This window comes from Streptomyces halobius (assembly GCF_023277745.1).
In the GTDB taxonomy this organism is placed as follows: domain Bacteria; phylum Actinomycetota; class Actinomycetes; order Streptomycetales; family Streptomycetaceae; genus Streptomyces; species Streptomyces halobius.
Genome location: NZ_CP086322.1, coordinates 7,514,726 through 7,535,506 on the forward strand (window position 1 = coordinate 7,514,726; position 20,781 = coordinate 7,535,506).

Annotated in this window: 19 protein-coding genes and 1 pseudogene; 12 read left to right on the forward strand and 8 right to left on the reverse strand. The window is 71.6% G+C overall.

The window, feature by feature from the left end:
- Positions 1-52 precede the first annotated feature (52 nt).
- Positions 53-436: pseudogene (locus tag K9S39_RS34060) on the reverse strand (ADP-ribosylglycohydrolase family protein); the annotation flags it as partial.
- Positions 437-486: 50 nt separating this feature from the next.
- Positions 487-1,278: a nucleotidyltransferase domain-containing protein gene (locus K9S39_RS34065; RefSeq protein ID WP_248867158.1), complete on the reverse strand. Its 792-nt coding sequence runs from the start codon at positions 1,276-1,278 to the stop codon at positions 487-489.
- Between the two features lie 175 nt (positions 1,279-1,453).
- Here K9S39_RS34065 and aroH point away from each other — a divergent pair, with 175 nt between their 5' ends.
- The 5 genes from aroH to der all read left to right on the forward strand — a co-directional run bounded on the left by aroH (position 1,454) and on the right by der (position 5,985).
- Positions 1,454-1,816: a chorismate mutase gene (gene aroH, locus K9S39_RS34070; RefSeq protein ID WP_248867159.1), complete on the forward strand. Its 363-nt coding sequence runs from the start codon at positions 1,454-1,456 to the stop codon at positions 1,814-1,816.
- Positions 1,813-2,898, forward strand: coding sequence for a prephenate dehydrogenase (locus K9S39_RS34075; protein WP_248867160.1), 1,086 nt, complete (start codon positions 1,813-1,815; stop codon positions 2,896-2,898). The genes aroH and K9S39_RS34075 overlap by 4 nt, the downstream gene beginning before the upstream one ends.
- An 88-nt stretch (positions 2,899-2,986) precedes the next feature.
- The gene (gene cmk / locus K9S39_RS34080) at positions 2,987-3,721 is read left to right on the forward strand and encodes a (d)CMP kinase (RefSeq protein ID WP_248867161.1); all 735 of its coding nucleotides are present in this window, start codon (positions 2,987-2,989) and stop codon (positions 3,719-3,721) included.
- 149 nt (positions 3,722-3,870) lie between these two features.
- Positions 3,871-4,458, forward strand: a complete 588-nt coding sequence (locus K9S39_RS34085; RefSeq protein ID WP_248867162.1) for a lysophospholipid acyltransferase family protein — start codon at positions 3,871-3,873, stop codon at positions 4,456-4,458.
- A gap of 66 nt (positions 4,459-4,524) precedes the next feature.
- Entirely contained in the window at positions 4,525-5,985 is a 1,461-nt protein-coding gene (gene der, locus K9S39_RS34090; protein ID WP_248867163.1) for a ribosome biogenesis GTPase Der, read from the forward strand.
- 55 nt (positions 5,986-6,040) lie between these two features.
- On the opposite strand, the gene K9S39_RS34095 is transcribed toward der, so the two are convergent.
- Positions 6,041-6,331 carry a hypothetical protein gene (locus tag K9S39_RS34095; RefSeq protein WP_248867164.1) on the reverse strand — a complete coding sequence of 97 codons (291 nt, stop codon included), beginning with the start codon at positions 6,329-6,331 and terminating at the stop codon, positions 6,041-6,043.
- 171 nt (positions 6,332-6,502) lie between these two features.
- On the reverse strand, positions 6,503-7,324 hold the full coding sequence (locus tag K9S39_RS34100) for a hypothetical protein (RefSeq protein ID WP_248867165.1): 822 nt from the start codon (positions 7,322-7,324) through the stop codon (positions 6,503-6,505).
- Between the two features lie 617 nt (positions 7,325-7,941).
- Here K9S39_RS34100 and K9S39_RS34105 point away from each other — a divergent pair.
- The 3 genes from K9S39_RS34105 to K9S39_RS34115 all read left to right on the forward strand — a co-directional run bounded on the left by K9S39_RS34105 (position 7,942) and on the right by K9S39_RS34115 (position 11,290).
- Positions 7,942-9,210 (forward strand): glycosyltransferase family 4 protein, encoded by a 1,269-nt coding sequence (locus K9S39_RS34105; RefSeq protein ID WP_248867166.1) that lies wholly within the window; start codon positions 7,942-7,944, stop codon positions 9,208-9,210.
- Complete coding sequence (locus K9S39_RS34110; RefSeq protein WP_248867167.1) at positions 9,207-10,262, forward strand: hypothetical protein; 1,056 nt, start codon at positions 9,207-9,209, stop codon at positions 10,260-10,262. Before K9S39_RS34105 ends, K9S39_RS34110 begins: the two co-directional genes overlap by 4 nt.
- A 71-nt stretch (positions 10,263-10,333) precedes the next feature.
- Positions 10,334-11,290 carry a helix-turn-helix transcriptional regulator gene (locus K9S39_RS34115; RefSeq protein ID WP_248867168.1) on the forward strand — a complete coding sequence of 319 codons (957 nt, stop codon included), beginning with the start codon at positions 10,334-10,336 and terminating at the stop codon, positions 11,288-11,290.
- Here the strand turns inward: K9S39_RS34115 and ctaD are convergent.
- Positions 11,259-12,938 (reverse strand): aa3-type cytochrome oxidase subunit I, encoded by a 1,680-nt coding sequence (ctaD, locus tag K9S39_RS34120; RefSeq protein ID WP_248867169.1) that lies wholly within the window; start codon positions 12,936-12,938, stop codon positions 11,259-11,261. The genes K9S39_RS34115 and ctaD overlap by 32 nt on opposite strands.
- A 546-nt stretch (positions 12,939-13,484) precedes the next feature.
- Between ctaD and K9S39_RS34125 the strand changes: the two genes are divergently transcribed.
- The gene (locus K9S39_RS34125; RefSeq protein WP_248867170.1) at positions 13,485-13,700 is read left to right on the forward strand and encodes an I78 family peptidase inhibitor; all 216 of its coding nucleotides are present in this window, start codon (positions 13,485-13,487) and stop codon (positions 13,698-13,700) included.
- A 99-nt stretch (positions 13,701-13,799) separates the two neighbouring features.
- Here the strand turns inward: K9S39_RS34125 and K9S39_RS34130 are convergent, their stop codons facing one another.
- Entirely contained in the window at positions 13,800-14,828 is a 1,029-nt protein-coding gene (locus tag K9S39_RS34130) for a phosphatase PAP2 family protein (RefSeq protein WP_248867171.1), read from the reverse strand.
- A gap of 278 nt (positions 14,829-15,106) precedes the next feature.
- Entirely contained in the window at positions 15,107-16,300 is a 1,194-nt protein-coding gene (locus K9S39_RS34135) for a glycosyltransferase family 39 protein (RefSeq protein WP_248867172.1), read from the reverse strand.
- 211 nt (positions 16,301-16,511) lie between these two features.
- On the opposite strand from K9S39_RS34135, the gene K9S39_RS34140 reads away from it, so the two are divergent.
- Together K9S39_RS34140 and K9S39_RS34145 are read left to right on the forward strand one after the other, a co-directional pair.
- Positions 16,512-18,155 (forward strand): MFS transporter, encoded by a 1,644-nt coding sequence (locus K9S39_RS34140; protein WP_248867173.1) that lies wholly within the window; start codon positions 16,512-16,514, stop codon positions 18,153-18,155.
- 140 nt (positions 18,156-18,295) lie between these two features.
- Positions 18,296-19,504 (forward strand): acyl-CoA dehydrogenase family protein, encoded by a 1,209-nt coding sequence (locus K9S39_RS34145; RefSeq protein ID WP_248867174.1) that lies wholly within the window; start codon positions 18,296-18,298, stop codon positions 19,502-19,504.
- A gap of 116 nt (positions 19,505-19,620) precedes the next feature.
- Here the strand turns inward: K9S39_RS34145 and K9S39_RS34150 are convergent, their stop codons facing one another.
- The gene (locus tag K9S39_RS34150) at positions 19,621-20,061 is read right to left on the reverse strand and encodes a cell division protein SepF (RefSeq protein WP_248867175.1); all 441 of its coding nucleotides are present in this window, start codon (positions 20,059-20,061) and stop codon (positions 19,621-19,623) included.
- A gap of 306 nt (positions 20,062-20,367) precedes the next feature.
- Between K9S39_RS34150 and K9S39_RS34155 the strand changes: the two genes are divergently transcribed.
- Complete coding sequence (locus K9S39_RS34155) at positions 20,368-20,634, forward strand: hypothetical protein (protein ID WP_248867176.1); 267 nt, start codon at positions 20,368-20,370, stop codon at positions 20,632-20,634.
- Positions 20,635-20,781: the final 147 nt, after the last annotated feature.

The following is a 20,781-nucleotide window of genomic DNA, read 5'->3' on the forward strand; positions in this document are numbered from 1 at the left end:
GCGACACCACCCCTTAATGTCATCATGACGATTAAAGGGTGCTTATTTCATGGGCGCCGGTCAGGCAGGCGATCGAGTCGGAGTCACCGGAGGTGCAGGCGGCCCGGCGCAGCGCGGTGCCGAGCCAGTCCTCCCGGTAGATGGTGCGGTGGGCGTGGGCGTACACACGCAGCAGGGCGGGCAGCTCGGCCGGGCGTGCGTCGTCGGCCAGGGCCCGTACGGCGTACGCGGTCAGGTCGGCGGCGGCGAGGGCTGTGGGGTGCCCGTGGGTCAGCGCGGCCTGAAGCTGTGCGGCGCCGGCGCGCCGGCGCGGGCCCAGCCCCGGCACGAGCCCGATCGGCGCGACCCGCATATCGGCGCCGCAGCCCTTCGACCCGATCTGGCTGGCCTGCGTCCAGGACCGCTCCTGGGCGCTGAGCAGCTCGCAGGCGCGGAGGCGGACGGCACGCCCCTCCAGGCGCTCCAGACCCCGGCTCCAGGCCCTGCTCAGGTCCCGGGCCAGTCCCCGGACCAGGCCCCGGGGCCAGGTCCCCGGCTCAGTTCACCGGCTCCGGGCTCCCAGCCCAGCGCCGACCCGCGCCGGGCCCGGAACAGGAAGTCCGCCACCCGGGCCCGGTCCGGCTCGGCCGGCAGCGGTGAACGGGACACCGACGCCTCGGCCTCCTCGGACAGCCTCGCCATCCGGCGCTCCACCGTGTCCCAGGGCACCTCGCCGCGTTTGACCGCCAGCAGCTCCTCACGGGCCCGTCCGACATCCGGCGTGAGGACGCCCGTACGGAGCAGATCACGGGACGAGGCCAGCAGCCGCAGCAGATGCATGGCGTGCTTCCAACGGGGCGCGCCGCGCTGCCGCACATCCGCCCGCAGCTGCTTGAGCTGCCCGGCCGCGTAGCCCGCGAAGGTGCGGTGGACGTGCCGGGACAGGAACGCGTCGCGCAGTGCGAGCAGTTCGCGGCCCGTGGTGTCGACCCGCTCCACGAGGGGGGAGTGCAGACACTCCAGGATGTTGGGGTTCGCGCGCAGCGCCAGCTCGCAGAACCGCTCCAGCTCCCAGGACAACTCCTCCTCGCGCGGCCCGTCCACATGGGTCGGCGGCTTCTCGAAGCGCCAGAAGAGCGCGGTCGGCGCGAGATACACCCCGCGCCGGTCGGTGTCGCTGGACTCGGTGGCCAGACCGAAGGCACGCGAGCCCATCACGCACGCGTAGACGGTGTGTTCGGCGACCAGGGCGTGACCTGAGGCAGCGGCCGGGGCATGACCTGCGGCATCGGTGGACATCGGGCGATTGTCGCTGGTCGGGGCGGTGGCTGTCACGGGGATTCCGGCGGACGACGGGCACGGATGGACGACGGGCACGGATGGACGACGTGCACAGAATGTCGGTGCGGCTGGTTACGCTGATCGTGCGCGCTGACGTGGGGCGTCGGCGGCATCGGACGCAGGGAGCGGAGACGTGGCGGTACGAGCGGTCCGTGGGGCCGTCCAGCTGGAGCGGGACGACGCGGAGCATATGCAGGAGCAGGTCGCGGAGCTGCTCACCGCCATCCTGGAACGCAACAACCTCCTCGCGGACGACCTGATCAGTGTGTGGTTCACCGCCACCCCCGATCTGCACAGCGACTTCCCGGCCGCCGCCGCGCGCGCCCTGGGCATCACGGACGTCCCGCTGATCTGCGCCCAGGAGCTGGCCGTCACCGGCGCCATGGAGCGGGTGGTACGGGTGCTCGCCCATGTCGAGACCGGACTGTCCAAGGCCGGCATCGCCCATGTCTACCTCGGCGCGGCCGGGGCACTGCGAAAGGACATCGCGCAGTGAGGACCGCACTCGTCATCGGCACCGGCCTGATCGGCACCTCCGCCGCGCTCGCGCTGAACGCGCGGGGCGTGCAGGTGTTCCTGGAGGACCACGACCACGCCCAGGCCCTGACGGCCGCCGCGCTCGGCGCCGGTGCCGCGGAGGCGCCCCCCGGCCCGGTCGATCTGGCCATCGTGGCGGTACCGCCCGCCCATGTCGCGTCGGCGCTGGCGGACGCCATCCGGCGCGGCGCGGCCCGCGCGTACATCGACGTCGCCAGCGTCAAGGGCGGCCCGCGCCGCGAGCTGGAGGCGATGGGCTGCGATCTGTCCGGTTACCTCGGCACCCACCCGATGTCCGGCAAGGAGCGCTCGGGGCCGCTGGCCGCCACCGCCGACCTCTTCGAGGGCCGCCCCTGGGTGCTCACCCCGTCCCGCGACGGCGACACCGAGGTGCTCAACCTCGCCCTGGAGCTGGTCGCGCTCTGCCGGGCCGTCCCGGTGGTGATGGACGCGGACGCCCACGACCGCGCCGTCGCCCTGGTCTCGCACACCCCGCAGCTGATCTCCAGTCTCCTCGCCGCCCGTCTCAGGGGCGCCGACGAGACCGCCGTACGCCTCTGCGGCCAGGGCATCCGGGATGTGACGCGGATCGCGGCCTCCGACCCGGCGATGTGGATCGACATCCTCTCCGCCAACCCCGGCCCGGTCGCCGATGTGCTGTCCGGGATCGCCGCCGACCTGGACGCGACGGTACGGTCGCTGCGGTCCCTGGAGTCCGCCGACGAGGACAAGCGCGGCGACGGCGCCGACGGCATCGAGGACGTGCTGCGGCGCGGCAACGCCGGGCGGGAGCGGGTGCCCGGCAAGCACGGCGCCGCCCCGGCCGCGTACGAGATCGTCGCCGTCCACATCGGCGACCAGCCCGGCGAGCTGGCCCGGATCTTCGCCGACGCCGGCCGGGCCGGGGTCAACATCGAGGACGTCCGCATCGAGCACGCCACGGGTCAGCAGGCCGGCTTCATCCAGCTCATGGTGGAGCCGTCGGCGGTGCCGGTGCTCACCGCGGAGCTGCGCGAGCGGGGCTGGTCCATCCGCCAGTGACACCGTGGACGGCGCCATGCGGGTGAGCCAGTAACCTTGTGCGAGGCCCTTTGTCGCCGTGGACCCCGCCCCCCGTGTCTCAAGAAAGGTGTTCGTCACCGTGGAAACCGCCGCCCGGACCGCCCCGGCTGCAGTGATTGTCGCCATCGACGGCCCCGCTGGCACGGGCAAGTCCAGCACGTCCAAGGCCGTGGCCGCCACGCTGGGCCTCGGCTACCTCGACACGGGTGCCCAGTACCGCGCGATCACGTGGTGGATGCTGACCAACGGGATCGACGTCCAGGACGCGACCGCGGTCGCCGACGCCGCCGCCAAGCCCGTGATCGTCTCCGGCACCGACCCGGCCGCACCGACCATCTCGGTCGACGGTGTGGACGCCGCGGGCCCGATCCGCAGCCAGGAGGTCACCGCCGCGGTGAGCGCCGTCAGTGCGGTCCCCGAGGTGCGCGCGCGGATCACCGAGCTGCAGCGCACCATCGCCTCCGAGGCGCCGCGCGGCATCGTCGTGGAGGGCCGGGACATCGGCATCACGGTCCTGCCCGACGCCGACCTCAAGGTCTTCCTCACCGCCTCGGCCGAGGCGCGCGCGGCCCGCCGCAACGGCGAGCTCAAGGGCAAGGAGGCCGGCAACCTGGCCGCCACCCGCGAGGCGCTGATGAAGCGGGACGCCGCGGACTCCTCCCGTCAGACCTCCCCGCTGGCCAAGGCGGACGACGCGGTCGAGGTGGACACCACCGACCTGACGCTGGAGCAGGTCATCGAATGCGTGGTCACCCTCATCGAGGGGGCCGTCGCCGAAAAGGCGGGGCGGGTCGCTCGGTGACGGAGGACGGCAGGGCGCCGAGTCCGGCGGGCGCCTGGGTCCGCCGGCGATTCGGCTTCCCGAGCGCTACGGGCGTCGGAGCTCGCCGCCGGTCAGGGGTCCCGAGCGCCAAGGGTGCGGCCGTCGGCCGGCGGATCGGGATCGGCCTGATGCACGGGCTGTGGCGGCCGCGGGTGCTGGGCGCCTGGCGGGTTCCGTCCGCCGGGCCGGTGATCCTCGCCGTGAACCACGCGCACGGTATCGACGGCCCGATGCTGATGGGCACCGCGCCCCGGCCGGTGCACTTCCTGATCAAGAAGGAAGCGTTCGTCGGCCCGCTGGACCCGTTTCTGCAGGGCATCGGACAGCTGAAGGTGGACCGCGACAGCACCGACCGCAAGGCGATCACCGACGCGCTCGGTGTGCTGGACGGCGGCGGGGTGCTGGGGATCTTCCCCGAAGGCACCCGCGGCGAGGGCGACTTCGCCTCGCTGCGAGCGGGCCTCGCGTACTTCGCGGTGCGCTCCGGCGCCCCCGTCGTGCCGGTCGCGGTCCTCGGCAGCACCGACCGCCACAGCAGACTGACCCACGCCGTACCGCCGCTGCGCGCCCGTGTCGACATCGTCTTCGGCGACGCTTTCCGAGCGGGCGACCGCAGCGGGCGCCGCACCCGCAAGGCGCTGGACGAGGCGACCGGGCGGCTCCAGGAGCGGCTGACCGCCCACCTGGCGGAGGCCAGGCGCCTGACCGGGCGCTGACCCACACTTGAGTAGTGGACCGCGGACGAGCGGTTCACCGACCGACTTGAACGAGGAACGGACTTCATGAACGACCAGACCCACACCGGCGACGAGCACGGTGCGCTTGGCGACGCCGAGTACGCGGAGTTCATGGAGCTCGCCGCGGAGGAGGGCTTCGACCTTGCGGAGGTCGAGGGCGACATCGCCGCGGCCGGCCACGGCCCGCTGCCCGTACTCGCCGTCATCGGCCGTCCCAATGTCGGCAAGTCGACCCTGGTGAACCGCATCATCGGCCGCCGCGAGGCGGTCGTCGAGGACAAGCCGGGCGTCACCCGCGACCGGGTCACCTACGAGGCGGACTGGAACGGCCGCCGTTTCAAGGTCGTCGACACCGGCGGCTGGGAGCAGGACGTCCTGGGCATCGACGCGTCCGTCGCGATGCAGGCGGAGTTCGCCATCGAGGCGGCGGACGCGGTCGTCTTCGTCGTGGACTCCAAGGTCGGCGCGACCGACACCGACGAGGCCGTGGTCAAGCTGCTGCGCCGGTCCGGCAAGCCGGTCGTGCTGGTCGCCAACAAGGTCGACGGCGCGTCCGGCGAGGCCGACGCCGCCATGCTGTGGTCGCTGGGCCTCGGTGAGCCGTACCCGGTCTCCGCGCTGCACGGCCGCGGCACCGGCGACCTGCTCGACGCCGCCCTTGAGGCGCTGCCCGAGGCGCCCGCGCAGACCTTCGGCGCCGCGCTCGGCGGCCCCCGTCGGGTCGCACTGATCGGCCGTCCCAACGTCGGCAAGTCGTCGCTGCTGAACAAGGTCGCGGGCGAGGAGCGGGTGGTGGTCAACGAGATGGCCGGCACCACCCGTGACCCGGTCGACGAGCTGATCGAACTCGGCGGCAAGACCTGGAAGTTCGTGGACACCGCCGGTATCCGCCGCCGTGTGCACCTCCAGGAGGGCGCCGACTACTACGCCTCGCTGCGTACCGCGGCGGCAGTGGAGAAGGCCGAGGTGGCGGTCGTCCTGATCGACGCTTCCGAGTCCATCAGCGTCCAGGACCAGCGGATCCTCACGATGGCCGTGGAGGCCGGGCGTGCCCTGGTCATCGCCTACAACAAGTGGGACACCCTCGACGAGGAGCGCCGCTTCTACCTGGAGCGGGAGATCGAGCGGGACCTCGTCCAGGTCCCGTGGGCGATGCGGGTGAACGTCTCCGCCCGCACCGGCCGCCACATGGAGAAGCTCGTCCCGGCGATCGAGACCGCGCTGGCCGGCTGGGAGACCCGTATCCCCACCGGGCGGCTGAACGCCTTCCTCGGCGAGATCGTGGCCTCGCACCCGCACCCCATCCGCGGCGGCAAGCAGCCCCGCATCCTCTTCGGCACCCAGGCCGGCACCAAGCCGCCCCGCTTCGTCCTCTTCGCCTCCGGCTTCCTGGAGGCCGGCTACCGTCGCTTCATCGAGCGTCGGCTGCGTGAGGAGTTCGGCTTCGAGGGGACGCCGATCCAGATCTCGGTGCGGGTGCGGGAGAAGCGGAGCAAGAAGAAGTAGTGGTGCTCCCTGACCGGGTGGCCCTTCGCGGTCGTGGCCGGGCTGCCCGGCCGGCTCAGCGGCCGTGTGACCGGGAGTCCCGCTGGCCCGGTGGGAGGGCCGCCGGGGCATGGCCCCGCGGATAGTGCGGCTGGCGGCCGACGACCTCCCAGTGGCCCGTCGACGCCGTCGTACGACCCCAGTTCCCGGTGCCGCGCAGCGATTCCGGGAGCTCCGCCTCGTCCGTACGGTCCCCGGGCAGCGCCCGGAAGGAGCGGCGGTACTCGGCGTACAGCGCGTCATAGATCGGTGTGCCCGAACCGCGGTCGGTGGTGTGCGTGGACCGGGGTTCGTGCGACGGGCGCATTCCGGGGATCGGATGGGGGTACTGGGCGCGGGAGGAGGGGTCGTATGCGTGCACGTATCTGCCAACGACCTCGATGCCCGGGGGATGCGGCTTTCTCGTGGAAATGGCTGATCGCGGGGGCAATCCCGCCCATCAGGCGGTGCCGCCCCCGCGATCGGAGTACCGGTCGGGTCAGGTACCCGCCAGCGGCATGGCCGCGGCGACCAGCGCGCCCTTGGCGGCGGCCTGTTCCAGTGCCTGCCGCATCAGGTCTTCGCGCGGCTGGTGCCCGATGGTGCCCGCGGGCGCGGCGTACATCAGCACGGTCTGCGACTTGTTCGCCGCGGTACGCCAGCCGTCGGAGACGGCCAGCGGCTGATGCGCCTGCCACCAGGCGGCCGGGCTGCCGCCGTTGACGCCCGGCTGCAGAACGGCGTGCAGCTTGCCCATGGCGAGCAGCGTGGACCAGCCCGGGTTGTCGACGGGCCTCAGGTTCATGTCCGTGACCGGCTGGAAGCCCTGCTCCCTGAGCAGCGTCAGGAATTCGTCCTCGGTGCTCGTCGAGCCGGGGCGGGCGATCGGGCCGTCGGGCTCGACGACGAGCGCCGGGTGCAGTTCGGAGCCGACCAACACCAGACCGCAGGTAATCCCGAGGGTCGCCTGGCGCTCACCGGTGGGGACGGCGGGCGCGTTCGGCGCGGGGTCCGATCCTGGGCTACGAGTCGCGGCGGCGGCGTCCTCACCGGTGATGGAGCGCACGGCTCCCTGGAGCTGCTCCTCCGATACCGGGACGACCTGCGAGGGGATGCAGGTGGCGTGCGCGAACGCGAGCACCGCGGTCTCCTCGCCCACGAACAGGACGGTGCTGGTGCGCTCCTGTTCGCTGTCGCCCGGGGTGCGACAGGAGGTGCAGTCGTAGCTGCCGGGGGCGTCGCCACCAGCCAGCAAGCGGTCGGCTTCTTCGTCGCCGATCTCGGCGCGAACGTCGTCGCTGACGTCGAGCATGCGCGGCACGGGTGGCTCCTCGATCTTCGAACGGCTGCCGGGCGGTCTCCCGGCTCGTACAGGAACAACGGGAGACCTGTGGCAGGGGTCACGCGCGGCCGGTACGGAATCGAACCGATCGACGCACGGCGGGAAACCGGGAAAGGCGGCCCGGAACGGTCATCCACCGTCGGCTCCCGCGCAGAACCTGCCAGGTCAGCGTTCTACGGAGGGCCGGGCCCGAGGGCCGGTGGAGGCCGGAGCGGCGGCCGCGCGGATTCCCGGACCGCCTGATCATCGGCAGGGGCGGGCCGCTTCCGTAGCCCCTGTCCGGTGGAATCCCGGCGGTGGCGGGCCGGAATCGCGGTCGCCCGGGGCGGTGACGGCGGGGGCCTCCGCTTCCGGGCTGCTGGGCGTGCCCACCGGGGCCGATGGCTGACGGCGGATGAGTTTCGCGTCCGCGAGGTTCCATGACGTCGCTACCGATCTCCTAACTTTTGCGGAACAACTTGGCGAAAGCCCCAACCTGGAACCCCTCTTCGCGGTCCTACCCTTCGGCAGCTGGCCGCATGAAGCCGTCGGGAGGGGCGCGACGTGGTCTGCGGGGAGACCAGGAACGAACGGGAGACCAGGGGACGCAGGGGCGGATGCACATCTCATTCCTGATTCACAACGCGTACGGCATCGGGGGGACGATCCGCACCACGTTCAACCTGGCCCGTACGCTCGCCGAGCGGCATGACGTGGAGATCGTGTCCGTGCTGCGCCACCGTGACGCCCCGGTCTTCGACCTCGGCCCCCGGGTCGCCCTCCGGCATCTCGTGGACATACGGGAGGGGAGCCCGACCTTCGAGGGCGCGGACCCGGCGCATGCCCGTCCCGCCAAGGTGTTTCCCGCCGCCGAGGGCCGCTTCGCGCAGTACAGCGAGCTCACCGACCGTCGTATCGCCGGGCATCTGCGGCGGATCGAGGCGGATGTGGTGGTCGGCACCCGGCCCGGTCTCAATGTGCACATCGCCAGGCAGGCGCGCCGCGGCCCGGTCCGGATCGGGCAGGAGCATCTCACCCTCGACACCCACAGCGGGGCGCTCAAGCGGGCGCTGCGCGGTGCCTATCCGCGGCTGGACGCGGTCACCACCGTCACCGAGGCGGACGCCGACGCCTACCGCCGTACGCTGCGGCTGCCCGGCGTCCGCGTCGAGGCGGTGCCCAACAGCGTGCCGGCGCCCGGTCTGCAGCCCGCCGACGGCAGCGGCAAGTGGGTCGTCGCGGCCGGCCGGCTGGCGTCGGTCAAGCGCTATGACGTCCTTGTCCGGGCCTTCGCCAAGGTGGTGGCCGAGCGGCCCGACTGGCGGCTGCGGATCTATGGCGACGGCTCGGAGAAGGCCGCGCTGCGCGCGCTGATCGATGAACTCGGCCTCTACAACCATGCGTTCCTGATGGGCCCGGCCAACCCTCTGGAGCCCGAGTGGGCGAAGGGTTCCCTCGCCGCCGTCTCCTCCAGCCTCGAATCCTTCGGGATGACGATCGTGGAGGCCATGCGCTGTGGCCTGCCCGTCGTCGCCACCGACTGCCCGCACGGCCCCGGCGAGATCATCGACGACGGGACGGACGGCAGGCTGGTGCCCGTCGGCGACGAGGAAGCGCTGGCCGGCGCGCTGCTGACGCTGATCAACGACGACGACGCCCGGAAGCGGATGGGCCGCGCCGCGCTCGCCGCCTCCGCCCGCTTCGATCCCGCCATGGTCGCCGGACGCTATGAAGCGCTGTTCGGCGAACTGCTCGCGCGGAGCCGGGGCAGCAGGCTGCGCGGCACCCTGCACCGCACCCGGGGAGCACTGCTGAGCGGCGCATACGCCACCAAGGACGCCGCCCGCGCGGTGAGGGCCACAGTGAGAGGGGTGCGGACGGCGTGAACGCCTCCACGCAGCTGCCCGCGACCGGACCGGAAGTGAAGGAGTCCCAGGCCATCGATCAGGAACCGAAGGTTCCGGCGCCCGCGCGCGGTGACGGCGGCGGGTCGGGGACGCCGGGGAGCGAAGCTGCCGGGACGGCGGCGGCCCACCGGGACGGCGAGGCGGCGCCGGCCGAGCTCACGGCCGACTGCATCGCGGACTCCGCGGGCGGCCTCACCTTCGACCTGACCGCCCCTCAGGACGCCCACACCGCCTGGAGCGCGGCGCTGGTGCTGCGGCTGCGCGGCGGTGACGGCCCTGACGACGAGGTACGGCTGCCGCTCGGGCCGAACGGCGCGGGGCGGCTGCGCGCCGTGCTGCCCAGCACCGTCGCGCTCGCCGAGGGCCGCTGGAACGCCTATGCCGACTTCGGCGACGGCCGGGACCCGCGGCGTCTGCTGCCCGGCGTCAATGATCTGCGGTCGCTGGTGGACCGCCGGCCGCTGGCGGGCATCGGCCGGCTCGGCGTCCGCATCCCGTACGCGACCAAGTTCGGGAATCTGGCGCTGCGCAGCTGGCTGCGCGGCCCGCACGCGGAGGCCGGCGACATCCTGGTGGCGCCCGACGGTCTGACCGTCTCCGGCCGGCTCTACGGGGCCGTCCCGGCGGCCGGCGCGCAGGCCGAGGCCCGCGCCCGGCGCACCCCGGCCGGCGACGGTGCGCCCCCGCTCTCGGCTTCTCCCCCAGTCTCGGCGCCCGTCGTCACCGTCCCGCTGACCGTCGACGGCCCGGACTTCACCTTCACGCTGCCGTACGCGGAGCTGGCCGACCGCTGGCGGCGCGGCAATGAGCAGTGGGACCTGTGGCTGCGGCCTGCCGAGGGCGCCCGGCCGGTCCGGATCGCCCGGCTCCTGGACGATGTCCCGGACAAGAAGCAGGTGTTCAGCTATCCGGCGCTGCCGGTGCCGACCGCGGCGGGCGAGGTGCGGGTCGGCCCGTATTACACGCTCGACAACGACCTGGCCATAAGGGTCGCGGGGCCGGGCGGGCAGGACGGCGCGGACGGGGCCTGAGGGCGCACGGGAGAGGGCGGTCGTCCGCACCGCGGACCGCCGTTGTCCGCAAGTGCTGTGAGACTTCGAGCATGTTGGACACCTCGGCACGTCTGCTCCGCCTGCTCTCCCTGCTGCAGGCCCACCGTGACTGGTCGGGCGCGGAGCTCGCCGACCGGCTCGGTGTCACCCCGCGCACCGTCCGCCGGGACATCGACCGGCTGCGGGAGCTCGGCTACCCCGTCCACTCCACCCCCGGAACGGCCGGCGGCTACCAACTGGGCGCCGGCGCCGAACTTCCGCCGCTGCTGCTGGACGACGAGGAAGCGGTGGCCGTCGCGGTCGGGCTCCGTACCGCCGCGGCCGCCGGTGTCGAAGGCATCGAGGAGACCTCGGTACGCGCGCTGGCGAAGCTGGAACAGGTACTGCCGCACCGGCTGCAGCGCCGGGTCGGCGCGCTGAACGCGTTCACCGTTCCGATGCCGGGCCAAGGCGGCCCGCGGGTGGACGCCGATACCCTCGCCGAACTCGCGCACGCCTGCCGGGACTGCCGTCAGCTGCGCTTCGCGTACGCCGCCCACGACGGCACGGTCTCCCGCCGCACCGTCGAACCGCACCGCCTGGTCTCCGCACAACGCCGCTGGTACCTCGTCGCCTGGGACGTGGACCGCGCGGACTGGCGCACCTTCCGCGCCGACCGCATCACCCCCGCCCCGCCGCACGGTCCGCGCTGCGCTCCCCGCACCCCGCCCGCCGAGGACCTCGCGGCGTATGTCTCGCAGGGCGTCTCCATCCAGGTGTACGCGGAGCGGGCGACGGTGCTGCTGCGGGTGCCGGTGGCGGAGGCCGCGGCCGCCATCAGCCCGTCCGCCGGGGTGCTGGAGGAGGTCGACGAGCACAGCTGTCTGCTGCGCACGGGGGCGCACGGCCTCGATGTGCTGGTGATCCATATCGTGCTGATGGGCTACGACTTCGAGGTCCGCGAGCCGCCGGAACTGCGCGACCGGGTACGGGAGATCAGGGACCGGCTCTCCCGGGCCCTGGGATGACGGCGGGCCCCTTGGTCGCTTCCGGGTGGTGCAGATCGAACGCGGGCGACTCGGTGCGGACCCTGGGAATGGTGGTGAAGTTGTGCCGCGGCGGCGGCGAGGAGGTGGCCCACTCCAGGGAGCGGCCGAAGCCCCAGGGGTCGTCCAGCCCGATCCGGGTGCCGTAGCGCGCTGTTTTCCAGACGTTGTAGAGGAACGGCAGCGTGGAGGTGCCGAGCAGGAACGACCCGATGGTGGAGACGGTGTTCAGGGTCGTGAAGCCGTCGGCGGCCAGATAGTCGGCGTAGCGGCGCGGCATGCCCTCCACCCCCAGCCAGTGATGGACGAGGAAGGTGGTCTGGAAGCCGACGAACAGCGTCCAGAAGTGGATCTTCCCCAGCCGTTCGTCGAGCAGCTTGCCGGTGAACTTCGGCCACCAGAAGTAGAAGCCCGCGAACGTCGCGAAGGTCACCGTTCCGAAGACGGTGTAGTGGAAGTGGGCGACGACGAAGTACGTGTCGGTGACATGGAAGTCCAGCGGCGGTGAGGCCAGGACGACGCCGGTCAGGCCGCCGAACAGAAAGGTCACCAGGAAGCCGGTCGACCACAGCATCGGTGTCTCGAAGGACACCGAGCCGTGCCACATGGTGCCGATCCAGTTGAAGAACTTCACCCCCGTCGGTGCCGCGATCAGGAACGACAGCAGCGAGAAGAAGGGCAGCAGCACCGCCCCGGTCGCGAACATGTGGTGCGCCCAGACCACCACCGACAGGGCTGTGATGGCCATCGTCGCGCCGATCAGCATGATGTAGCCGAAGATCGGCTTGCGGGAGAAGACCGGGATGATCTCCGTGATGATCCCGAAGAACGGCAGCGCGATGATGTAGACCTCGGGATGCCCGAAGAACCAGAACAGGTGCTGCCACAGCAGCGCACCGCCCCACTGCGGTTGGAAGACCACCGACCCGAACTCCCGGTCCGACTCCAGCACCAGCAGGGCGGCCGCCAGGACCGGGAACGCCATCAGCACCAGGATGGACGTGAAGAGGATGTTCCAGGTGAAGACCGGCATCCGGAACATCGTCATCCCGGGCGCCCGCATCGCGATGATGGTGGTGATGAAGTTGACGGCACCGAGGATGGTGCCGAAGCCGGCCAGCGCCAGTCCCATGATCCACATATCGGCGCCGATGCCGGGGGAGCGGACCATCGAGTTGAGCGGGGCGTACGCCGTCCATCCGAAGTTCGGGCCGCCGGTCGGGGTGAGGAAGCTGCCCACCACGATCAGGCCGCCGAAGAGGAAGAGCCAGTACGAGAGCATGTTCAGCCGCGGGAAGGCGACGTCGGGCGAACCGATCTGCAGCGGCATGATCTCGTTCGCGAAACCGGCGAACGCGGGGGTGGCGAACAGCAGCAGCATGATCGTGCCGTGCATGGTGAACGACTGGTTGAACCGCTCGGCGGTCACGATCTGCATTCCGGGACGGGCCAGCTCGGCCCGCATCAGCAGCGCCAGCAGTCCGCCGATCAGGAAGAACCCGAACGACGTGGTCAGGTAGAGGTGCCCGATCTTCTTGTGGTCGGTCGTCGTCAGCCAGTCGACCAGCACCGTCCCACGGCGCCGCGCCGTAGGCGGCCGGCTGCTCGCCTCGGTGCTGTCCGTGACCATCCGCTGCACCTCGTTCGTCGCGGGAGTACTGGGGCGGGGGCTGGGTGGGAACGTGCTGCCGGGGCTGGGCGGGGACATGGGGTGCCGGGGCCATGATGCTCGCGGGCCGGGCCCGGTGCGAGGGGACGCTCCGGTCCGTTCCGGTGCTCTCCGGGGCGCGCCGGCCGCGCGGCGCGATGGGGTACGGCGTGCCGGGCGATGTGCGGGAAATGTGTGTGGTGTGTGTCGCACCGGGCAATTAGCGGCTGGCTGATAAAGGGCTTCGATTACCGGGTTTTCACGGCCGGCCGGGATTAATTTCCGGTACCTGTCCGGATTTGCCCATGGCGTATCCGGCTGTTTTCGGAGGTGATCAAGGGGGAATTTCGCCGCTCTGTTTTTACACCCGGTTGCGGCAGGATTCGGCACGTTCGGGTGACCGGAGTTACCGCAAACGCACGAGCCCGCGCTGTGACACAAGTGTGACCAAGGAAAGACCGGGCGGATACCGACGTGTGCGCCGGAAGGGCCTTCCGTGTACTGGTGCGGACACCTACGGTGGCTGTCATGGCACCCGATCCCCTTCTCCCGAACGACCCCGCGGACGACCCCGAGACCTATACCGGTCTCGCGCGGCAGGACGCCGAGGAACAGGCCCGCGCACGCGGCTGGACCACCGTCCGCTCACTGGCGCCGGGCACGGTCATCACCATGGAGTATCTCAGCGGCCGGCTCAATTTCGAGGTCGAGGACGGGCGGGTGCGGCGCGCCTGGAAAGGCTGACGGGCCTGCGCACGGACGAAGGCCCCGGCCCCTCCGGAAGGAGCGGCCGGGGCCTTCCGCGCGGGGGAGGAGGTGTACGTACCGTCCGCGCCCGTGGGGTCAGCCGGAGCCGTTGCGTCCGCGCCCGGACGTCGGGCTGAGCGGCGTGCTGCGCGCGGCCCGGTCCGCGTGCGGCGGCCGGCGGCTGCCCGCCGGGGTGACCGGCGAGCGCTCCGAGCGGGAGGTGTGCGGGCGTGGCGGGTGGTGCGGCCAGCCGTCCGGGGCGCGGGTGGCGGCGACGCGGCCCGCGCCGATGGTCTCGCGTACGAGCACCTCGCCGTCCGGTGCGATCCGCTGCCGGGAGACCCCGGGCGCCAGCGCGTCGGCCGGCAGCGGGCCGCGCAGCGAATCGGGGCGCAGCCGCAGCCACAGCCGCAGCAGCATGCCCATCAGGCGGTCCTCCACCCAGGTGATGCCGGGCTCCAGCCAGGGCAGGGACAGCATCACCAGCAGACCGGCGGCCCAGCCGAGCAGCACATCGCTGACCCAGTGCGTACCGAGGTAGACGGTGGTCATGCCGACGCCGAGCGCGCCCAGCGCGGCGATCACCGACAGTGTGCGACGGCGCAGCGGCGTGGTCGCCAGATAGGCCAGGACACCCCAGGTGACCACGGCGTTCGCGGTGTGGCCCGAGGGGAATATATCGCCGCCCAGCCACATCTCGGTGGAGCCGACCTGCGTCGCGTAGTGCGGGCCGAGCCTGCCCATGCCGAGCTTGGCGGCGCCCACGGTGATGTTCAGCAGCAGCAGGGAGGCGCCGAGCACCAGCAGCGGGTGGAGGTTGTGCTGCCGCCAGCAGCGCCAGCCCAGCCAGGCCGCCACGGCCACCGCGGTCGGTCCGCGCTGCCCGAGCACGACGAAGTAGTCGAGGAAGGCATGGATCTCCGGCCATTGCTTGTACGGCCTGAAGAACATGACTTGCCAGTCGAATGTGACCAGCCATGAAGTCGTCAGCACTCCGACCACGATCGCCGCATACACCGCCAGCGTGCCGCCGAACAGCCACAGGCGGGTCCGGGTCATCAGGGGTGGTCGGGCGCGATCGGCCGGGCGCTCCTCCATCTGGTCGAGCTTGTCATCGGTACGCACTCAATCGACGTTACCGCGTGTGATGTAGCGGCTTGGTCAAACTGTGCGCTTTGTAATGACGATGTGATGTGGAATGGGTCTCAAACAGGGCGCCGGCCCGCGGATTTGCAAGGGAATTCCCGGCGATTCGGATTCCCGTGCCAGGCGTCCGCGTGTCGGCGCCGCGAGTGCTTTATCTGCTTTTCGCGGGCGGAGTTTATCCCGGATTCGCCCGGAGACTGCGCGGAGTTCCCCGGAGCGGCACCGACGATGAAGATCATCCGATGATGGGTGCCCGGTCACGGCGGGCCCGAACCGTTCAGCCAGAACGCCCCGTAGACCGCCGAGCCGGCCGCGATCAGCCCGATGACCAGCCAGGCTCGCGTACGGGGCCACCGCGCGACGCCCACCGCGAGCGGCAGCAGCAGCGGGTACGCCGGCAGCATCAGCCGTGGTTTCGAGCCGAAATAGCCCTTCGCGGTGAGCGCCAGCAGCAGCACCGCACCGCCGTACACCGGCAACGGCGGCGGCTGGCCCTGCCGTACGCCGCGCACATACAGCCAGACGACCAGCGCGACGCCGACGACGAGCCCGATCCCGGCGGGGAACGCGGGCCCGGACAGCTGGTGCCAGATGAAGGCGCCGAACGCGATACCGCCGTCGAAGCCGTTGCCCCACCCGCCCTGGACGTCCAGATAGCCGGTGAGGCTGCCCTGCCGTGCCGCCACCCACAGGACGTAGCCGAGCCAGCCGAGCGGCGCGAGCAGCACACCCGTCAGCATCCCCCGGTGCCGGCCCCGGAAGACCGCCCGCGGGCTCGCGCCGCCGGCCCGTTCGTCGCGTACGGTCAGCACGGCGGTGACCCACAGAGCCGCCACCACCGCGGCGCCCACCGGCCGGGTCAGACCGGCCAGCGAGGCCAGCACCCCCGCCCACACCCAGCGTCCGGTCAGTACGCAGTACAGGCTCCAGGCCGCGAGTGCGGTGAACAACGACTCGGAATACGCCATCGACTGCACGATCCCGACCGGCAGCACCGCCCACAGCGCCACCAGCGCCATCCCCGCGCGCGGCCCGTGCAGCCGCTCACCGGTCGCGTACAGCGCCCACGCCGCGCCCAGTGACGCCGACCAGGCCACCACCATCCCGGCATCGGCGGCGGACAGTGGTGAGACCGCGGACAGCCCGCGCTCCAGCCACGGCAGCAGCGGAAAGAACGCCAGGTCGGAATGGAGATCGCCGTTGGCCAGCTGGACGCTGTAGCCGTAGCCCTGCTCGGCGACCCGGGTGTACCAGAGCGAGTCCCAGCGGGCGGTGAGCAGCGTGTGCCAGTTCTTGCCGTTCGCCGCCGACCAGACCGCGAGCACCGTGACGCCGAGCAGCCGGACCGCCGCGTACGCCGCGAGCGCGGGAGCGGCACGGCGCAGCGCGGCGCGGACGGCCGGCGCGTACGGCGTCCGGCCGGGGGCGGCGGTGGAGGCAAGATCGTTCATCCGGACGATTATCCAGGTGGCCGAAGTACGACCGTCGACCGGCGGGTGACGCAACGGCAACCGCTGCGATGCGCGTCTCATCGTGAGGTGAGCCACGCGGGACCTCGGGCGACTCGCGTAGTCTGACGTCTCAACTCGCCCGTGCCGCCGGTTTCCCCGGGGCGTTTTCGCGCCCTGATCCGCGGCCGCGAGAGCATGACAGGAGGTTTGCATGTCCGGGACGACCACGTCCGGCAGTGGACGGACGACTGGTGTTCCCCGGCTTTCAGGCGGCGGCGTCAACCGCTGGACCGTGCTCATCGTGCTCTGTGTCAGCCTGCTCTTCGTCGCGCTGGACACCACGATCCTTTATGTGGCCGTGCCCTCCGTCACCGAGGACCTGCGGCCGGGGCCGGTCGAGCTGCTCTGGATCGTCGATGTCTATCCGCTGATAGCGGCATCGCTGCTGATCCTCTTCGGCACCCTCGGCGACCGCGTCGGCCGCCGTCGCATCCTCCTCCTCGGCTACGGCCTCTTCGGGCTGGCCTCCGCCGTCGCCGCGCTCGCGCCCAACCCGCAGGTCCTGATGGTGGCGCGGGCCCTGCTCGGCATCGGCGGCGCGATGATCATGCCCGCGACGCTCTCGATCCTGCGGCAGGTCTTCCCCGACCGCCGCGAGCGTGCCGTCGCCATCGGCGTGTGGAGCGCGGTGGCCGCGGTCGGCGCCGCCGTCGGCCCGGTCCTCGGCGGCTTCCTCGTGGAGAACTTCTGGTGGGGCTCGGTCTTCCTCATCAACATTCCGATGATGGCCGCGATGCTCCTGATAGGCCGCTGGCTGCTGCCGGAGTCCCGGGGCGAGCGCAACGGCCCGTGGGATGTGGTCGGCGCGATGATCGCGGCGCTCGGCGTCCTCGGCATCGTCCTCGGTGTCAAGCGGATCGGCAGCGGGATGGCGGTGTTCGGCCCGACCACGCTCCTGCCCATCGCCGTCGGCGCGCTGCTGCTCATCGTCTTCGTACGCCGCCAGCGCAGGCGGGAGCACCCGCTGATCGACATGCGGCTGTTCGCCCGGCCCGCGTTCGGCACCTCCGTCGGCTGCATCGTGCTGGCGATGCTCGCCCTGGTGGGCCTTCAGCTGATCGCCGTCCAGTACCTCCAGCTCGTCCTCGGACTGAACCCCCTGGAGACCGGACTGCGGATGCTGCCGCTGGTCTTGTCCGCGATGGCCGCCGGTCTCACCGGCTCACGGATGCTGCAGACCCTCGGCCCGCGCGCCATGGTCTCCCTGGGCTTCGTTCTCACCGCCTCCGCGGTGCTCTGTCTGACCGCGATGAACGACCAGGACACCCCCTGGCTGCTCGGCGCCGGCTTCGTGCTGCTCGGCTTCGGCTTCCAGTCCACGCTCTTCGGGGCGTACGAGTCCATGCTCAGCGAGGCCCCCGCGGAGCAGTCGGGCGGCGCCGCGGCCATCGGGGAGACCTCCTACCAGCTGGGCGCCGGCATCGGTGTCGCGCTGCTCGGCAGCGTCATGAACGCCGCCTACGCACCGGGCCTGGCGCATGTCGGCGGCGTCCCGGAGAAGGCCGCCGCATCGGCGTCGCATTCGCTCGGCGAGGCGTACAAGGTGGCCGCCGGGCTGGGCCCGTCCGCCGGGGCCGCGCTGCGCGAGGCCGCCCGGGACTCCTTCGTCCGCGGACTGCACATCACCCTGATCGCCAGCGCCTTGCTGCTGCTGGTCGGTGCGACGATCGCGCTGCGGCTGCCGCGCCGGGCGGCGGACTCCTCGGAGCGGGCCGAGAGCGGCACGGCCGTGGGGGAGCGCAGGGCGGGTGCCGGGTGCGAGACCGAACCGGCGCCGGCGAGCTCCGGCCGCTGACGGCATACGAGGGGACGGCGCCGATGGCCCAGGGCTGCCGGCGGTGACCCTTGCCCCGGCGGGCGGGCGGACCGTACCGTCGGACGCGCATAACTACCACTGCTAGTTTGCGCAGCGCCGCACCCGCCGGAGGCACCGTCATGTCAGCCGCCACCCCAGCACCGTCGTCCTCCTCGCTTCCGCCGTTCGACCCCGACGACCCGCTGGGCATCGACGACCTGCTCACCGACGAGGACCGCGCGGTGCGCGACACCGTCCGCCGGTGGGCCGCCGACCGCGTCCTGCCGGACATCGCCGACTGGTACGAGCGCGGCGAACTCCCCGGCATCCGCGAACTGGCCCGCGAGCTCGGCTCCCTCGGCGCGCTCGGTATGTCCCTGACCGGCTACGGCTGCGCGGGCGCCTCCGCCGTCCAGTACGGCCTGGCCTGCCTGGAGCTGGAGGCCGCCGACTCCGGCATCCGCTCGCTGGTCTCCGTCCAGGGATCGCTCGCCATGTACGCCCTGCACCGTTTCGGGTCCGAGGAACAGAAGCAGCGGTGGCTGCCGCGGATGGCGTCCGGCGAGATCATCGGCTGCTTCGGCCTCACCGAGCCCGATCACGGCTCCGACCCCGCCGGGATGCGGACCCACGCAAAGAAGGACGGCACGGACTGGGTGCTGACCGGACGCAAGATGTGGATCACCAATGGCTCGGTGGCCGGCGTCGCGGTGGTCTGGGCCCGTACGGACGACGGCATCCGCGGGTTTGTCGTCCCCACCGACAGCCCCGGGTTCACCGCCCCCGAGATCAAGCACAAGTGGTCCCTGCGCGCCTCGGTGACCAGCGAACTCGTGATGGACGAGGTCCGGTTGCCGGCCGACGCGGTGCTCCCCGGGGTCACCGGCCTGCGCGGCCCGCTCAGCTGTCTGAGCCACGCCCGCTACGGCATCGTCTGGGGCTCCATGGGCGCGGCGCGCGCCAGCTTCCAGGCGGCGCTGGAGTACGCGAAGACCCGGGAACAGTTCGACCGCCCCATCGGCGGCTTCCAGCTCACCCAGGCCAAGCTCGCCGACATGGCCGTCGAACTGCACAAGGGGATTCTGCTGGCCCATCATCTGGGGCTGCGGATGGACGCGGGGCGGCTGCGCCCCGAGCAGATCAGCTTCGGCAAGCTGAACAACGTCCGCGAGGCGATCGAGATCTGCCGCACCGCCCGGACGATCCTGGGCGCCAACGGGATCTCCCTGGAGTACCCCGTCATGCGGCATGCGACCAACCTGGAATCGGTGCTCACCTACGAGGGCACCGTCGAGATGCACCAGCTGGTGCTGGGCAAGGCGCTCACCGGTCTCGACGCGTTCCGGTGAGCCGGAGCGCCGGGTGGGTGAGGAGGGGCATCCGGTGAGCGCCTGGCTCGGCTCTGGTTGCTGCATCACCCCGGGGCAACCCCCGGACCCCCTGCGCGGAGCGCGTGTGGAGCCGCTCAGCTCTGGTTGAAAAATCCGCCGGTGCGGCGGCCTTCGCCGCTGACCACCTTGTAGTCGGCGGGGGTGAGCAGGAACACCCGGGTGGCGACCCGCTCGATCGAACCGCGCAGGCCGAAGGTCAGACCGGCCGCGAAGTCCACCACACGCTTGGCGTCGGCGGGCTCCATGGACGTCAGATTGACGATCACCGGGACACCCTCCCGGAAGAGCTCGCCGATACCACGGGCGTCACGGAACCCGTCCGGGGTGACCGTGGCGATGCGGGTGCCCTGGTCCTGGGCGGCCTCGTCGGCCACCCGGACCCGGGGGTCGGTCACCCAGGAGTTGCCCGGGTTTCCGGCCTCGGGGCCCTCGGCGTAGTCGTCGTCGTAATAGCGCTCGTCATCGTTGTCGTCGACGAGGCCAAGCCAGGCACTCGCCTTGCGTACCGATCCCATTGACGCCTCCTCTCACCCGTGGTGTGTCTGTGTTCCGCCTCTCTATGGTCGTCCATGATGCGGAGGGTGTGCCAAGTGGATAGCCGCCGCACGGGGGGTTCGTGACACATCTGGTGCAAACAGGTTGGCGTGTCATCAGATCCCGTGTCTTGGGCGGGAACTGACAGTGCGATGGGCGTCACAGTCGGTACGCGTCCGGCATGTCGACAGGTGGTCAGCGGAGTCAAGATCGTACCGTGAGGTCGGTTCACGCATGGGACCAGGGCATATGTCCGCGACCCGGATTGACGCCGACGCTATAGGCCGATGATCGGGCGAACGCCGGGATCGATGGTGGCCGGGGGCGGATGGCGCGGCGCGGTGGCGGCCCGGGCGGCCCACTGCGGCCCGCCTGGCCGCACCGGAGGCACCGGAGGCACCGGAGGCACCGTCCCGCGCCGCCGCACCGGCCCGTCGGTGACGGCCTCCGGCGTTCTCGTCCTGATGGCATCTCCGTCGTCAACTCCCTTCTCCGTGACGTCCTGGCAGGCCCCGCCGGCCGAACGGGGCCGCTGGGCGGTGAGTTGGGCGTAGGGGGTGACGTCCCGCGCTGTTGTGGGCGTCCGGCGAAAGACCTTGGTGTACGCCTCTTGCGCTGCGGGGCGGCGGGTCCGACACTCCCGACAGCGCTTGTCAGGGACACGCAGAAGCGAACGTGCGGATTTCCGCGTGTCCTTCGGC

Bases quoted from the DNA above. Each gene is read 5' to 3' on its own strand.
- K9S39_RS34065 (WP_248867158.1), bottom strand. From the start codon at position 1,278: ATGTCCACCGATGCCGCAGGTCATGCCCCGGCCGCTGCCTCAGGTCAC.
- K9S39_RS34085 (WP_248867162.1), top strand. From the start codon at position 3,871: ATGCACGGGCTGTGGCGGCCGCGGGTGCTGGGCGCCTGGCGGGTTCCG.
- der (WP_248867163.1), top strand. From the start codon at position 4,525: ATGAACGACCAGACCCACACCGGCGACGAGCACGGTGCGCTTGGCGAC.
- K9S39_RS34095 (WP_248867164.1), bottom strand. From the start codon at position 6,331: ATGCGCCCGTCGCACGAACCCCGGTCCACGCACACCACCGACCGCGGT.
- K9S39_RS34105 (WP_248867166.1), top strand. From the start codon at position 7,942: ATGCACATCTCATTCCTGATTCACAACGCGTACGGCATCGGGGGGACG.
- K9S39_RS34115 (WP_248867168.1), top strand. From the start codon at position 10,334: ATGTTGGACACCTCGGCACGTCTGCTCCGCCTGCTCTCCCTGCTGCAG.
- ctaD (WP_248867169.1), bottom strand. From the start codon at position 12,938: ATGGTCACGGACAGCACCGAGGCGAGCAGCCGGCCGCCTACGGCGCGG.
- K9S39_RS34125 (WP_248867170.1), top strand. From the start codon at position 13,485: ATGGCACCCGATCCCCTTCTCCCGAACGACCCCGCGGACGACCCCGAG.
- K9S39_RS34135 (WP_248867172.1), bottom strand. From the start codon at position 16,300: ATGAACGATCTTGCCTCCACCGCCGCCCCCGGCCGGACGCCGTACGCG.
- K9S39_RS34140 (WP_248867173.1), top strand. From the start codon at position 16,512: ATGTCCGGGACGACCACGTCCGGCAGTGGACGGACGACTGGTGTTCCC.
- K9S39_RS34145 (WP_248867174.1), top strand. From the start codon at position 18,296: ATGTCAGCCGCCACCCCAGCACCGTCGTCCTCCTCGCTTCCGCCGTTC.
- K9S39_RS34150 (WP_248867175.1), bottom strand. From the start codon at position 20,061: ATGGGATCGGTACGCAAGGCGAGTGCCTGGCTTGGCCTCGTCGACGAC.
- K9S39_RS34155 (WP_248867176.1), top strand. From the start codon at position 20,368: ATGATCGGGCGAACGCCGGGATCGATGGTGGCCGGGGGCGGATGGCGC.